This window comes from Nannocystis sp. RBIL2, from assembly GCF_026626745.1.
Lineage (GTDB): Bacteria > Myxococcota_A > Polyangia > Nannocystales > Nannocystaceae > Nannocystis.
Genome location: NZ_JAPNJW010000001.1, coordinates 16,521 through 30,160 on the forward strand (window position 1 = coordinate 16,521; position 13,640 = coordinate 30,160).

General features: G+C 72.0%; 12 protein-coding genes. 3 read left to right on the forward strand and 9 right to left on the reverse strand.

The features are described 5' to 3' along the window. Window positions 1–34: 34 nt before the first annotated feature. From OV090_RS00070 to OV090_RS00085, 4 genes are all read right to left on the reverse strand, one after another. A complete protein-coding gene (locus OV090_RS00070) occupies window positions 35–1,243 on the reverse strand; it encodes a trypsin-like serine protease (RefSeq protein ID WP_267701369.1) in 1,209 nt (402 codons plus the stop codon). Between the two features lie 226 nt (window positions 1,244–1,469). Further along, window positions 1,470–2,249 (reverse strand): hypothetical protein, encoded by a 780-nt coding sequence (locus OV090_RS00075; RefSeq protein ID WP_267701370.1) that lies wholly within the window; start codon window positions 2,247–2,249, stop codon window positions 1,470–1,472. A 143-nt stretch (window positions 2,250–2,392) separates the two neighbouring features. Then, window positions 2,393–3,142, reverse strand: coding sequence for a DUF2071 domain-containing protein (locus tag OV090_RS00080; protein ID WP_267701371.1), 750 nt, complete (start codon window positions 3,140–3,142; stop codon window positions 2,393–2,395). Window positions 3,143–3,275: 133 nt separating this feature from the next. Beyond that, the gene (locus OV090_RS00085) at window positions 3,276–3,731 is read right to left on the reverse strand and encodes a hypothetical protein (RefSeq protein ID WP_267701372.1); all 456 of its coding nucleotides are present in this window, start codon (window positions 3,729–3,731) and stop codon (window positions 3,276–3,278) included. A gap of 199 nt (window positions 3,732–3,930) precedes the next feature. Between OV090_RS00085 and OV090_RS00090 the strand changes: the two genes are divergently transcribed. Then, window positions 3,931–4,251, forward strand: a complete 321-nt coding sequence (locus tag OV090_RS00090; protein WP_267701373.1) for a hypothetical protein — start codon at window positions 3,931–3,933, stop codon at window positions 4,249–4,251. A gap of 140 nt (window positions 4,252–4,391) precedes the next feature. Here the strand turns inward: OV090_RS00090 and OV090_RS00095 are convergent, their stop codons facing one another. From OV090_RS00095 to OV090_RS00105, 3 genes are all read right to left on the reverse strand, one after another. Beyond that, complete coding sequence (locus tag OV090_RS00095) at window positions 4,392–4,937, reverse strand: hypothetical protein (protein ID WP_267701374.1); 546 nt, start codon at window positions 4,935–4,937, stop codon at window positions 4,392–4,394. Further along, window positions 4,934–5,473: a hypothetical protein gene (locus OV090_RS00100; protein ID WP_267701375.1), complete on the reverse strand. Its 540-nt coding sequence runs from the start codon at window positions 5,471–5,473 to the stop codon at window positions 4,934–4,936. Before OV090_RS00100 ends, OV090_RS00095 begins: the two co-directional genes overlap by 4 nt. 277 nt (window positions 5,474–5,750) lie before the next feature. Further along, a complete protein-coding gene (locus tag OV090_RS00105; RefSeq protein WP_267701376.1) occupies window positions 5,751–6,803 on the reverse strand; it encodes a cyclic nucleotide-binding domain-containing protein in 1,053 nt (350 codons plus the stop codon). A 1,137-nt stretch (window positions 6,804–7,940) separates the two neighbouring features. Here OV090_RS00105 and OV090_RS00110 point away from each other — a divergent pair. Together OV090_RS00110 and OV090_RS00115 are read left to right on the forward strand one after the other, a co-directional pair. Beyond that, complete coding sequence (locus OV090_RS00110) at window positions 7,941–9,047, forward strand: hypothetical protein (protein WP_267701377.1); 1,107 nt, start codon at window positions 7,941–7,943, stop codon at window positions 9,045–9,047. A 253-nt stretch (window positions 9,048–9,300) separates the two neighbouring features. Further along, window positions 9,301–11,655 (forward strand): FG-GAP-like repeat-containing protein, encoded by a 2,355-nt coding sequence (locus tag OV090_RS00115; protein ID WP_267701378.1) that lies wholly within the window; start codon window positions 9,301–9,303, stop codon window positions 11,653–11,655. A gap of 10 nt (window positions 11,656–11,665) precedes the next feature. Here OV090_RS00115 and OV090_RS00120 read toward each other — a convergent pair whose 3' ends face one another. Next, window positions 11,666–12,550, reverse strand: coding sequence for a hypothetical protein (locus OV090_RS00120; protein ID WP_267701379.1), 885 nt, complete (start codon window positions 12,548–12,550; stop codon window positions 11,666–11,668). A gap of 35 nt (window positions 12,551–12,585) precedes the next feature. Then, window positions 12,586–13,587, reverse strand: a complete 1,002-nt coding sequence (locus OV090_RS00125; protein ID WP_267701380.1) for a hypothetical protein — start codon at window positions 13,585–13,587, stop codon at window positions 12,586–12,588. Window positions 13,588–13,640: the final 53 nt, after the last annotated feature.

Sequence of the window (13,640 nt, forward strand, 5' to 3'; positions counted from 1 at the left end):
GGGCCGGCTCGCAAACGCGGGCCTGCGACCGGGCTCAGGGGTACGTCGCGCGCAGGCTCATCATGTACTCGGCCAGGGTCTCCGAGATCCGGATGCCCGCCGACGAGTAGTCCGTGTTCGCCGCGCAGGTGCTCGAGTTGCACTGGTTCCACACGGTGTTGCCGATGATGTACGGCCCGTTCACGCCGGGGCTGTCGCTGTAGATCGGGCCGCCGCTGTGGCCAGCGCTCGTATCGCAGCCGGTGCGCAGCTTGCCGTTCGTGCCGTAGAGCGGCCAGCGCGAGTCCGGATCCGACACGGCCGGGGCGACGCCGGCGCACGTGACGTCGGCGTAGGCGACGTTGCTCGTGCAGGGCGAGGGCGACAGCGCGTCGCCGCAGGCGGGGTAGCCGGTGTTGCTGGTGGCCCAGGTCGCGACCGTCGCGTCGCCGGCCCAGTACACGCCGAAGTACCCCGGCGCGCCGTTCGGGCTGCTCGCCCACGGGTTCGCCGGCAGGATCAGGATGGCCCAGTCGTTCTTGACGCACGACCCGGTGTACGTGGTGTTGCAGCCGTCGTTCAGGTACGAGATCGGATACACCGCGCCCTGCGAGGTCACGGTGCCGTAGGGCAGCCCGGAGCCGTTGCGGCGGGCCTGGAAGGTGTGGTTGGCGCTGTAGTCGCCGTTGCCGTCGAAGATGCAGTGCGCCGCGGTCAGCACCAGGCGGTTGCCGAACAGCGCGCCGGTGCAGCCGCCGCCGACCTTGCCGACCCGGCGGAACGTCGAGTGCGTCAGCGAGATGCCCTGGAGCGAGATCCGGTTGTCGACGTCGTGCGACCAACCACGCGGCGTCACGATGTCCTCGTCCTCTTCACTCGGGCTCGCGTCGGCGAACCCGAGAGCCGCCAGCTGCTCGGCCGCCGCGTGCACCGCCGCCGCGTCGTAGGTCGCGATGTACTCCGCGCTGTCCTCGTAATCGACGTAGATGACGCCGAACTTGCCGCCCTCGCCGGCCTCGTACTGCGACAGCAGCGGGTCGCGGCTGGCAAGGCGATGCTGCGGATCCTCGTCGACGATCGTGGGGTGGAACTCGTAGTCGTCCGGCACCGTGACCAGCTCGATCGGCGCCCGGAACTGCAGCTCGGGCTCGATCCCCAGCTCCGAGCCCTCCGCGGCCGGCGCGTCCTCGTCGGCCTCCGGCTCCGCGTCGCAGGCCGCAGCCGGCAAGAGCAGCGCGCTCAGGGCACAGGCGAGGCGGGACACGGATACGCGACGATTTAGGGTCGAAGATGTGGAGAGGATGTCGTGGCTGCGCTTCATGCCCGAGGAGTGACACCGGGCCGCCCGGCAATTGCGCCGCGACGATTTTTCCGCCGCGGCCGCGTCCACGCGCCCCTGCGGCCGCCTGCGGTCACGCGCCCTCGCCCGCGGCTCGTGGCGTGTGACCGCCTTCACCGGTCGCGCAGGGGATGAACTCTCGAACCGCTCCTCACTCTCGGTCCTCGGCCTCGAGCTCCGCGAGCACGTCCTCGATCACCGGCAGCAGCTTCGGGTGCGCGTCCAGCTTCTTGAGCGCCTCGCGGGCGAACCCGAGGTCGTCGCGCGCCGAGAACTGGCCGGTCTCGGCCGCCGGCGACCACCGTCGCTGATGAGCCACCAGCCAGCGCGAGAACGCGGTCACCTGAGACAGCGCCGCGCTGGCGGCGAGCCGGACCGCGTCGTCGGCGATGATCACCTCCTCGAACATCTCGCGCGCCTGCGGGGCCATCGGCGCGCGCGCCAGCTGCTGCTCGAGCGCCTCGTACTCCGGGGCTTGCGTCGGCGTCACCAGCGGCGCCAGGGCCGTGAACGCTCTCGCGTGGTACAGCACCTGACGCAGCCGGCAGCCGTCGAGCGTGAACTGCATCTCGCCCCACTGGCTCATCGTGTTCACGCGCTCGAACAGGTGGAGCAGCGATTCGATGCCGGGCCTTCGCGTGAACTTGCCGAGCTCGTCCCGAGCGCCGCTGGCGTCGACCCGCTTCGCCGCGACAAAGCGGACGAAGCCCTTGACGAACAGCTCCGTGCGGAAGTCCGGGGTGAAGCCATCGACCGAGCCGAGGCGGTCGTAGTAGCCGACCAGCGGCAGCGTCAGCGGCGACCACTCCCCGGGCGCGCGCTCGATCAGCGCGACGTGGACGGCGCGACAGGCCCGCAGCGACAGGCCGGACAGCGGACAGCGGAAATCGAAAAGACCCACGCGAGCACCTCCCATGGTCCCGGAGGACATGTCGCCGAGGACATACGAGAACCGACCCCGGCGGGCCCGCAGCGCGCCGCGGTTCGTCGCTCGATCGTCCTGCTTCGCACATCCTGCCCGGGCTCCGTGGCAGCCACGGTTAGCCGAGGCGCCGCGCTACCGCAAGGGCGCGCTCACGCCAGCCGGCGGCCGTGATACACGGTCACCGGCGAGCCTTCGGCGAGGAACGCCGAGCGCGGCGCGCCTGCCAGGGCGGGCGCGAATTCGCGGCCGTAGAGGGCCGCCACGTCGACGTCCAGCTGCGGCTCGACGCCGGCCCAGACCCGCCACGGCGGGTGCTCCACGCGGTACTCGATCGTCGGTCGCCCCGGCCCGGCGACGTAGCCCCAGTAGTGTTCGGCGATGAACTCCGCCTCCGACCCGGGCACGAGCGCCGCCGGCTCGCCGCGGTAGCCGAGGCCCAGATCGTGCCAGCGACCGCCCACGCGCACCCCGTAGCCGACCCGACCGCTCCCCTCGATCGCGCCCGCAGTCCTCGTATGTCTCATGGGCCAGGCCTCGTAGCGCTCGCCGTACAGCCGCCGCGCCACCATCGCGACCGCCGCCCGCGGCACGATCTCCTTGAGGAACGCGACCCCGCGCTTGTAGCCGTCGGGGCCGACGTGGGGCTCGTCGTCGCGCCCGCGGCGACGGACGTAGAAGCGGAGGTTGAGCTCCTCGAAGTCGCGGTGCCAGGGGACCGGGCAGCCGAGCAGCCGGGTGCGCAGGAACATGAAGCCGACCAGGCTGACGTAGACCTCGCCGCCGAACCGATCGAGCTCGGTGCCCGGTGGGACGTGCGGCGCGAGCACTGCCGGGTCGACGACGAAGTTCAGCATCACCAGGTCGCGCCACTCGGCGGTGAGGAACGCGGCGTCGCCCATACGCCGAGAGTAGCACCCGACACTCGGCGTCGACGGCCCCTGCGACCGCAGCGCGCACCCTCACGACCATGAGCGGCGGACCGACGCTCATTGCCTCACGCGAGCGCGCGAGCCCGGGCCCGCTCGGCGCCCGTCAGAAGCGGAACACCAGGTTCACCGAGCGCGGGCCGAACCCGGCGCTGAAGCGCGAGGCCCGGGTTTGGCGCAGCGTGTGGCCGCCGACCGCCGCGAGGACGATACCGGTGAGCAGCATCGACGCCCCGACCATCCCCGCCATCTCCATCCCGTTGGCCAATCGCAGCATCGATCGCTCGTCCTGCCCCGGCGCGAAGATGAACTCCTTGCCGACCCCCGGGTTCGAGGCGTGCATCCCCGCGACCACGCCGAACCCGATCGCGGTCGCCAGCAGGCCGACCCCGCCGATCACCCCGCCCGAGATCAGGAGCTTTTTGCCGCGGTCGCGTCGCAGCTGCAAGCTGTCGATACCTGGGTCCGGCGCCTGGGCGCGGACGATCGCCGGGTCCAACATCAGCGTCGCGGCGCAGGCGGCGGCGAGCCATCGGGTCGTGGTCCTGTTCGACAAAGCCATGCAGCATGCATACGCCAGCCGGGGCCCGCCCACAAGCGCGAGGCGGCGGACGGCGATCGCCCTGTTGCGAGTGCGATCCCAAGCCGGCCACCGCCGAGGTCGCCGCGTGCGACGGCAACTGCCTGCAACCGACCTGCGACGCGCTGAGCCTGGGAGGCGCTCAGGCGGCCTGCCGCTCGGGCACCTGCGATTCGCCGACATGACCTGCAGCGACGGCCCTGTCGCCTGCGACCAGGCCAGGCCCCAGTGCCCCGAGGGCACCGTCAACACCGTCCAGGGCGACTGCTGGGCCGGGTGCATGCACCCGCGCTACTGCGAGGGCGGCGGCTGCACCCCCGGCTCGTGCGGCGACGGCTGGACCTGCGTCAGCCACCAGTCCGGCGCCAGCACCTGCGCCCTGCTCCCGGCCGCCTGCGCCGGCGAGCCCACCTGCGCCTGCCTGCAGCCCTACTTCGCCGAGTTCTGCCCCGGCTCCTGCGGCGACGTCGAGGGCGGCGTCCTGTGCGAGGACGGCGGTTGAACTGATCCCTTCGGACATGTTCATTAAAACATGTCCTGAAGCACATCCACGCCTCCCGTTCGCGCCCGCTCCCCGCTTCCCGCCGCGCCCGCCGACTGCGGCCGCCCGTCGTCCGGGCGCGCGCGAACAGCAGCACCCGCCTAGCGGACCTCGTTCAACCACGCCACCAGCCTGGCGAACAGCTCCGGCACCACGGGCAGGCTCCGATCGAAGTAGGCCTGCAGCTGGGACATCTCGTCGAGGGTCGCCGCCTTGAGCACGTGATTCATCCCCTCGATGCGGAACAGCGCCGCATCCGGAGCCGCGGCCGCCAGCAGCTCCGCGTCGACGACGCTCGTCTGCGCGTCCGTCGTGCCGTGCACGATCGCCGTCGGCGCCGTGATCGTCGCGATCAACGCCGCCGGCTCGTGCGGGAACCACGACAGCAGATACGGCTGCACGCTGGGCCGGAACAGGTCGTACAGCTCGGGCGACACCTCGGCCACCTCCTTGCCCGCCTCGAGCGAGCCGAGGATCGCGTTCGCCTCGGCGAGCAGCGGCCCGCTCAGGTGCTTCGCCAGCTGCTCGCGCAGCAACTCGGCCGCCGGCCGCCCCGCCCCGGCGATCGACACGAACGCGTCCACCGGGCCCCGCTGCGCCGCCAGCATCCCGATCAGCGAGCCCTCGCTGTGACCCGCGAACGTCACCCGCGGAAGCGCGGATCCTCGGCCAGCATCTCCAGCCACGCCGCCGCGTCGTCGACGTACATGTCCAGGCGATAGTCGTACTCCAGCGCTGGCCCGGCCGCGGCGCTGGCTGCCACCCCGCGCTTGTCGAAGCGCACCGCCGCGAAGCCGCGCTCCGCCAGCCCCTCTGCCAACAGCTTCAGCGAGTCGTTCACGACCCCCGGCGCGTTGCCGTCGCGGTCGGTCGGCCCCGAGCCGGCGTGGATCAGCACCACCGCGAACGGCCCGCAACCGCCCGGCAGCAGCAACGAACCCTTGATATCGCCGGTGGGCGTCGCCAGAGTGATCGCCGAGCTGCTCGGGCCCGGGCACGGCGCCTGCAACTCGCTCGCGGCCCCTTCCCCCGCGGCGCCCGGCCCGTTCGCCGTCGTGTTCGCGCCCGGCTCCGCACCCTCGCAAGCGACCGACCCGAACAGCAGCGCCAGCGCCGCGCCGACGATGTGAACAATCCCGGGACGCAAGAATCGCCCCGACTTTCGGACTTCGTAGTTACGCATCAATTGCATCACCCCGGAGGCCCGCCCGATCGGCGGGCCTCGAACACGAAGGACGGATGTGTTCCGGAACCCGCCTCGCGTCAAGGCGATGACCCGCAGAATTACGTCACAGGCTGCTTCGGCCGCGAAGCGCCCCGCCCGGCGCTCTCTTCGCGGCGACGCTGCGCCCTGTAATGAATCAGTAATGCGCCGATCGGCCGACGCCGCGAAACAGCGCTCCGATTCGGCGGGCTCGACCGGCCCCCTCCATTGCCTTCGCTCGCTCACCCGACGCGCACTAGCGCTGCTTCCACGCCTCGCCCGCCAGTTGCGGCGCGGTCGCCGTCGTCTGCCATGGCGTCGTCTCCTCGTGGCGCGACGCGAACACCCCGATCGCCGCCTGCAGCGCCTGCGCGGCCGCCTCGAACCGCCGCACCGAGCCCGCCAGCGTCACCTCGAGCCAGGCGGTCCGCGCGGGCGGGGGCAGCCGCTCGAACGCGTCGCGCGTCATCGCGTGGACCCATCCTGCCGTGGTCGCCACGATCGACGCGGTGCGTGCGGCGCCGGCGAACGCATCGACCCCGACGAGCGCCCCGGGCTCGAGGCGGCCCAGCAGCATCGACCCGCCGCGAGCGTCGATCGACCGCAGCACGTCGGCCTGACCGGCCGCCAGCACCAGCACGCGCGCGTCGGCGTCGCCCTGGCGCAGCAGCACCTGGCCGGCGCGGAACGCCTGCGGCGTGAACGCCTCGGCGATCGCCGCGCGCACCGGCGGGCTCGCGCGACCCAGCAGTGGATGGTGCGCCAGGAACCCCGTCAGCGGCGGGCAGTCCGCCGGATTCGGCGTGGTCCGGGCCACCCGGCGCCACAGTCGGCGGAAGATCCCCGAAGACGCCGACGCCGGCGCCGCGAACTTGGCCACCTGCAGTTGCGCGAGCACGCGGTCGAACACCTGGCTGCGGTGCGTCGTCCCGGCGATCGCGCGCCGCAGCAGCGCGTCGTGGACCGGGCTGCCCAGCGCGCGCAGCTGGGCGATGCTCGCCCGCGACAGCACCAGCGCGTGCGTCCGCACGCTCGCGCGCACGCTGGCGAATCGCCGCGCCTCCCCGCTGTACAGCGCCGACTCGCCGATCGTGTCGCCCGCCTCGACCCGCCCGATCACCGTCCCGTCGACCAGGACGTCGAGCGCGCCCGCGAGGACCAGCGCGAACGCGTCCGCGGGCCGCCCCTGCCGCCACAGGATCGACTGCTCGCGCACCTGCACCACGCTCCACAGCGGCAGCGTCGCTCGCAGCGCCGCCTCGGGCACCTCCGCCAGCACCCCCGACAATGCGAACAGCAGCGGCTCCATCTCCCGTTCGTGGCCCGACCTCCCGCGCTGCGCCACGCGACGTGATCACGCCGCGAAGGCGGCCGCTCGCGCACGTCCGCGTGTCATGAATCGCGCCACCCGGCGACACCTCGATCGCCGCGAGCGCCTGGCGACAACACGGCGCGGGGCAGCGCCGCGAGCGCCGAACCCACCGGGTCGATCGGACATGTCCCCCGGACCATCCATGGCCAGGCCCCGCCGCCCCGCACTTAAAAGGCGAACGGCGGAAGCATTGCTGCGAACCTGTCGCAGCGCCCCGCCGACACCATTCGATTACCATGTCGCATCATTCGCGTCAAATCGCGTTTCCGATCGCGCGCGCCGGCGCTCGCCAGGGCCGGCAGCCCCCGCATCGCCGGCTCGCGCCTCTCCGTCGAATCGCGTTCAGTCGCCCGATATCGCCGTTGCTCGCCTCAATCGCGCCGCCTCGCGCCGCGCGCCCGGAACACTGCCGGCGCCCGAACAATGTCAAGCCCGCGCCACTTTCGCGGCGTCCTCGCCCGGGCGCGCCTACCTATCGCCGCCGCCGACGTCCTCCCCGCCGCGCAGCCCCGCCCGCGCAGTCGGTGGTCTGACGCCATCTGCCCCCGGTTCTGCGACGCGGCGCCGGGCGACCTCCTCGCCCCCGCGTCGGGACTCCACCACGCTCCTACCCGCGCGAGCCGATCCCGGGCAGTCGGGCCATTCGCATTTCGCCGATCTCCTCGCGCCTCGACTCGCGGCTGCTGCGATGGCGCCGGCGTCGCCGCCGGATGTCTTACCGAGGCGTACGCCGTGCGACCTCGCTTCACCGCGACGACGGCAGCGAGAAGCCGGCGATCGCCTCCGCCTCGACCCGAGGCGCTCGCCAATCCATGCAGACCACCGGCGCCGACTGGCGAGCCGATTCGCGTCGTCGACGCCGGTCACCCGACCCACCTCCGTACGAACCACCTGGCCGGCCTCGCGTGAACCCATCGAAGTCGAGGCCGCTGCGCGCCCGTGCCTCCAGTTCCTCCTGGCCCGGGACCGGCCTCAGGGGTCTCCGCCTCCGTTGCAGGTACAATTCCGAGTCGGCGACGCGCGGTGGAAGCGACTCGTGCGTGTCTGCGGCCCGTGCTACTCGTCCCTCCCGCCATGCGGATCGGCATCACCTACGACCTCAAACCGGCGGACGCACCGGCCGCGTCGGAGCCGAACGACCTCTACGAGGAGCTCGAGGCGATCGACACCATCGTCGCCATCGAGCAGGTCTTGCGGCGCCGCGGGCACGACGTGGTCCGGCTCGGCGGCGGCCGTGCTCTCCTCGACGTCCTGATCCGCGGCGGCCTGGCCGAGCGCCTCGACGGCGTCTTCAACCTCGCCGAGGGCTTCGGCGGGCGCGGCCGCGAATCGCAGGTCCCCGCGATCCTCGAGCTCCTCGGCGTCCCGTTCACCGGCAGCGACGCCCCCGCGCTCACCCTCACCCTCGACAAGCGGATCGCCAAGCTCGTCGCCATCGATCACGGCCTGCCGACCCCGCCGTTCCGCCTCGTCCCGGTCGGCGAGACCTGCGACGACCGCGGCCTGCGCTATCCGCTGTTCCTCAAGCCCGTGGGCGAGGGCTCCTCGATCGGGATCCGCAGCCGCTCGCGCTGCACCGGCCCCGCCCAGCTGCACGACCTCGTCCGCTCGTTGCACGCCGCCTACCATCAGCCCGTCCTGGTCGAGGAGTTCTTGCCGGGCGAGGAGTACACCGTCGGCGTCCTCGGCAACGGCGACGACGCCCGCGTCCTCGGCGTCATGCAGATCGTCCCCAGCGGCCCGCTCGACGAGTTCGTCTATTCGCTCGAGTACAAGCGCGATTACTGCGTCGAGGTCCGCTATCACATGACCGACGAGCTGCTGGGCCGCGGCGCCGTCTCGCCCGCGCGCCTGCGCCAGATCCACGAGCTCGCGCTGGCCGCTCACCGCGTGTTCGAGTGCCGCGACATCTCGCGCGTCGACCTGCGCTGCGATCGCGACGGCGAGGTCCAGTTCATCGAGATCAACCCTCTGCCCGGCCTGCGCCCCGGCTTCAGCGACCTCGCCAACCTCGCCGCCGGGCACGGCTGGAGCTACGACGCCCTCGTCGGCGGGATCCTCGACGCCGCCCGCGGGCGCTGGCAGGCCGCCTCTCCCGTCGCGCGGCCGACCGCCCTCGCGGGGCTCACGGCCGCCGCCATGCCGGCGCTGACCGGCGATTCGCCCGACGTCCTGGGCTGATTCGTCCGTCGCGTCGCGCGGCGACTGCCCTCATTGCGTCCGCGGCTCCGGGCCCGCGCGATGAAGCCGATTGCGCGCGGGCGGACGCGCGCCTGCGGCCGGTTCGCGCGTGCTCGTTCGATTCCGCGAATTCGCTCGATCGTCGCTCGCCACGGCCTCTCCGGGACCTCGCAATCGCCGCACCACGCTTCGCCGGTTCGATCCGCAAGCGACGACTTGTCATCGTCGGGGAGTACGTGGTCCCATCCTCGCGATGCGTCGCGCGATTTTGGCCCCCAACCTCCTCGTTGCGCTCGTCGCCGCGTGCGGCGACGACGGTCGCCCGGCCGACACCGCGACCCCGACGACCCCCGGGACCACCCTCCCCGTCACCGACGGCCTGACCGGCACCACCACCGACAGCACCACCGACGTCGTCCCGACCGAGGGCAGCGGCGGGCTCACCGACTCGACCGGCACCACCGGCGCGACCTGCAGCCTCGAGAGCTGCCCGGACGGCGCCTGCGTCGGCGACGTCTGCTGCGCCGCCGACCTCGCGTGCGGCGAAATCTGCTGCCAGTCCGACCAGGTGTGCTCCTTCCAGCAGTGCGTCGTCCCCGGCGCCGAATGCGTCGACGCGGCCGAATGTCCCGAGGGCAACTATTGCGAATACACCCTCGGCGAGCCCGGCAGCATGGGCGGCGATCAGTGCGGCGGCGGCTTCATGCCGGCGACCGGCAAGTGCCTGCCGGAGCCGCCGGAGTGCGACCCCGGCGTCGTGCCCGAGGGCGACGACATCGACTGCCTGCCCCGCTGTGAATACAAGCCGCAGACCAGCTTCGAGCCGGTGCTGAAGTACGCGTGGACCGACGCCAGCGTGATGATGCCGCCGATCGTCATCCAGCTCGACGACGACGACTGCAACGGCGAGGTCGACGAGCGCGACATCCCCGAGATCGTGTTCATGTCGTTCGACGAGGGCAACTACAGCTCCAACGGCACCCTGCACGCGATCTCGATCGTCAACGGCGCGCTCGTCACCAAGTGGACGCAGAAGCCGGCCGTCGACACCCTGTTCGGCGGGCGCTCGCTGGCCGGCGGCAACATCGACGGCGTGCCCGGCAACGAGATCGTCGCCTGCACCGCCGAAGGCAAGGTGCGGGCCTACGGGGCCGCCGGCGCCGAGCTGTGGATCAGCGCCGAGGTCGTCGGCTGCGACCACATCTCGCTGGCCGACTTCGACGGCGACGGCAACGTCGAGGTCCTCACCGAGTCGAGCGTGCTCGACGGCAAGACCGGCGCGCTCGAGCTGACCATCGACGGCCTCACCAGCAGCTGGTGGAACAAGAAGGCCATCGCCGCCGACGCCGACGGCGACGGCCAGCTCGAGATCGTCACCCCGACCCGGATCCTCGAGGCCGACGGCACCGTCCTCGTCGACACCGGCCTCGGCGGCACCTTCCCTGCGGTCGCCGACTTCGACCTCGACGGCGTGCCCGAGGTCGTCGGCATCGACAACGTCCACGGCACCGGCACCCACGACCTCAACATCTGGCGCTACGACCCGAACGCCCCCGGCAAGTTCGTCGTCGTCCGCCAGGACATCGACATCAACGGCCCGCTGTCGCCCGACCTGTGCCCGGCCGACAGCGCCGGCAACATCGGCGGCGGCGGCCCGCCGACCATCGCCGACTTCAACGGCGACGGCACCCCCGACATCGGCGTCGCCGGCGGCATCGGCTACGCCGTGTTCGACGGCAAGAAGCTGATCGACCCGAACGTCGCCGCGGCCGACACCTTCCTGTGGATCAAGCAGACGCAGGACTGCTCGTCCGCGTTCACCGGCAGCTCGGTGTTCGACTTCGACGGCTCCGGCTCGGCCGAGGTCGTCTACGCCGACGAGCAGTACATGCGGATCTACGACGGCGCCACCGGCGAGGTCCTGCTCGAGGTCTGCAACACATCCGGCACCCTTCACGAGTACCCGCTGGTCGCCGACGTCGACAACGACGGCCAGGCCGACATCGTCGTCTCCTCCAACGACTACTCCAGCCTCACCTGCCCCAAAGAGCAGATGAAGACCCGCGGCGTGCGGGTGTTCGGCGACGCCAACAACCAGTGGGTGCGCACGCGCCGGATCTGGAACCAGCACGCCTACCACGTCACCAACGTCGCCGAGGACGGCACCATCCCGACCGCCGAGGTCTCCAACTGGACCACCCCGGGCCTCAACAACTTCCGCCAGAACGTCCAGCCCGAGGGCGAGTTCGCCGCGCCCGACCTCGTCGTCGCCGGCCACACCCAGTGCTTCGACGGCTTCAAGGCGTTCGCCCGCGTGCGCAACCTCGGTCAGGCCGCCGTGCCCGCCGGCGTGCCCGTCGGCTTCTACGAGGGCGACCCCGACCAGGGCGGCACCTTGCTCGGCACCCTCAACACCACCAAGGTCCTGTACCCCGCCGAAGCTCAGGAGCTGGTGCTCGAGCTGCAAGACCTGCCGCCGAGCTTCATCGACGGCAGCAAGCCGCTGGTCCTGATCGTCGACGACGGCATGCCCGAGCACCCGTGGCACGAGTGCCGCACCGACAACAACACCGCCGTCCTCGACCCCGCCTGCAAGGTCATCGGCTGAAGCGCGCCGATCACAGGTCCATCCCCGAGTCGATCGTGAGCTCGATGCTGGCCGTCTGCAGCGCCGGCAGCTCGCAGCGCGCCAGCGCGGCCGCGATCGTGTTGAACCAGCCGGGCGGCGGATCGTCGTCGAACGGATTGGCGAGCTCGCCGAGGCCGACGCCGATGCACTGCAGCGTCGGCGACACCAAGCGCGGCAACTCCAGCACCGCCGCGCCGAACACGACCAGCTCCTCGAGCGCCGGCGAGGCCGCGATCGCAGCCGGCAGCGCCGCCAGCGAGCCGTCCCACGCGTCGACGACGAGCCGGCGCAGCGCCGGCATCGGCGTCTCGGCGAGCGCCGCCAACCACGCGACGTCGTAGACGAGCAGCTCGGAGAGCGCCCGCCAGCTCGCCGTCTGCGGCAGCGCCGGATCCAGCGGCCCCCCGACCGCCGAGCGCAGCCCGCCCGGCAACCACCCCCGCGGCCCGCTCGGCTGCCCGATCGCCTTCAGCACCCAGCCCTCCTCGTCGTCCATGGTCGTGCGCACGATGCCCGCGCCCCAGCGCACCGCCTCGCTGCGGCCGCCGTCGCGCAAGAACCGCTCGACCACCGCGACCGCCGCGGCGCGATCGATCGCGCAGGCGCTGTCGATCAGAAACGGCTCACCCCCGCCGTCGTACGCCAGCGCCAGGCCGTGACGGCCGCGGCCGATCGCCGCCTGCGTGCCGTGCCCGGTGCGCTCGTGCCAGTGGCAGAAGAAGCCCTCGGCGCCGTAGCGGATGTGGCTGACCTCGAGCACCGCCTCGCCTTGCTCGATCCAGAACGAGCTGTCGAGCACCTCGTGCCGGGCGACGAGCGACGCCGCGTCGTCCCCGACGGGCTCTCCCTTGCTGTAGTCGTGGATCCTCGCCATCGCCGCGAGCCTCGCACAGCCGGGCCCGTCGCGGTTCACTCTTCGCCGGGCACGACCCGCAGCACGAACCAGTCCTGCATCGTCGCCACCGCCACGTGCAAGCCGTCCGGGGCGAACGCGAGCGCCTGGACTGCGCGTCGGGGCGTCGGCAGGCGCTCGACCAGAGTGTCCGTCGCCAGATCCCACAGATCGAGCCCGCGGCCCTCTCGCGTCACGCGGTCGGCGACCAGCCAGCGGCCGTCGGGCGACCGCGCCGCGCGAGGCCAGTCGTGCGCCGGGCCCAGCGGACGGCCCACTCCGCGCCTAGGATCCCACACCACCAGTCGATACGCGTCGCGACCGAACCCCGGCTCTCCTGTCGCCGGATCGATCATGCGCATGTACAAGATCGGCCCCGCGGCGTGCCACGCGACCACCGTCACCCCCGCGAGCTCGTAGGCAGGCGCTCTCCAGCACGCCATGAGCTCGCCGTCCCAGCGCCACTGCGACCACGTGTCGACCGTGGTCACCACCAGCGAATCGCCGAGATCCCACAGCCCGGTGACCTCCATGCGCACCTCGCCGAGGGCCTTCCGCACCAGCTCCAGCGACCACGGTCGCGGCGGGCCGAGCGAATCCGCCGGGAACCACGACAGCCTCCCGCGCCCGTGCCGCATGACGATCCTCCGGCCGTCGGTGATCACGTCGACGTCCGTATGTTCTTCCGGCCATGTCCATTCCGACATGTCCTCCTCGCCACGCTTCACCACCAGCCGCGCCCCCGCGCCACACTCGTGGACGATCACCAGGGCGTCGCCGGAGCGCGGCGCCCCCATGCCCATCAGCCGCGGCCCCCCGCTGGACGCGCTCAGCCACGTCGTCCCGTTCCCGCTCGCCGTCTCGCGCACCAGCTCGGCCGAGCCATAAAGCCAGCGCACCAGGCAGCACGGCTCGCCCGTCCACCACGACCGCTCCGCCTGACCACTCAGCGTACCGATCGACCGCACGAACACCAGCCGCCGACCGGCTTGAAACGGCTTCGTCCGCTGCGACGTCACCGGCACAGAGTACCCGTCCGCCGCCTCGCGGTCGACCGGCAGCCGCGCCGTCG

Coding starts and splice junctions, on each gene's coding strand:
- OV090_RS00110 (WP_267701377.1), top strand. CDS start 7,941: ATGCGGATCGGCATCACCTACGACCTCAAACCGGCGGACGCACCGGCC.
- OV090_RS00080 (WP_267701371.1), bottom strand. CDS start 3,142: ATGGGCGACGCCGCGTTCCTCACCGCCGAGTGGCGCGACCTGGTGATG.
- OV090_RS00105 (WP_267701376.1), bottom strand. CDS start 6,803: ATGGAGCCGCTGCTGTTCGCATTGTCGGGGGTGCTGGCGGAGGTGCCC.
- OV090_RS00090 (WP_267701373.1), top strand. CDS start 3,931: ATGACCTGCAGCGACGGCCCTGTCGCCTGCGACCAGGCCAGGCCCCAG.
- OV090_RS00085 (WP_267701372.1), bottom strand. CDS start 3,731: ATGGCTTTGTCGAACAGGACCACGACCCGATGGCTCGCCGCCGCCTGC.
- OV090_RS00075 (WP_267701370.1), bottom strand. CDS start 2,249: ATGTCCTCCGGGACCATGGGAGGTGCTCGCGTGGGTCTTTTCGATTTC.
- OV090_RS00115 (WP_267701378.1), top strand. CDS start 9,301: ATGCGTCGCGCGATTTTGGCCCCCAACCTCCTCGTTGCGCTCGTCGCC.
- OV090_RS00100 (WP_267701375.1), bottom strand. CDS start 5,473: ATGCGTAACTACGAAGTCCGAAAGTCGGGGCGATTCTTGCGTCCCGGG.
- OV090_RS00120 (WP_267701379.1), bottom strand. CDS start 12,550: ATGGCGAGGATCCACGACTACAGCAAGGGAGAGCCCGTCGGGGACGAC.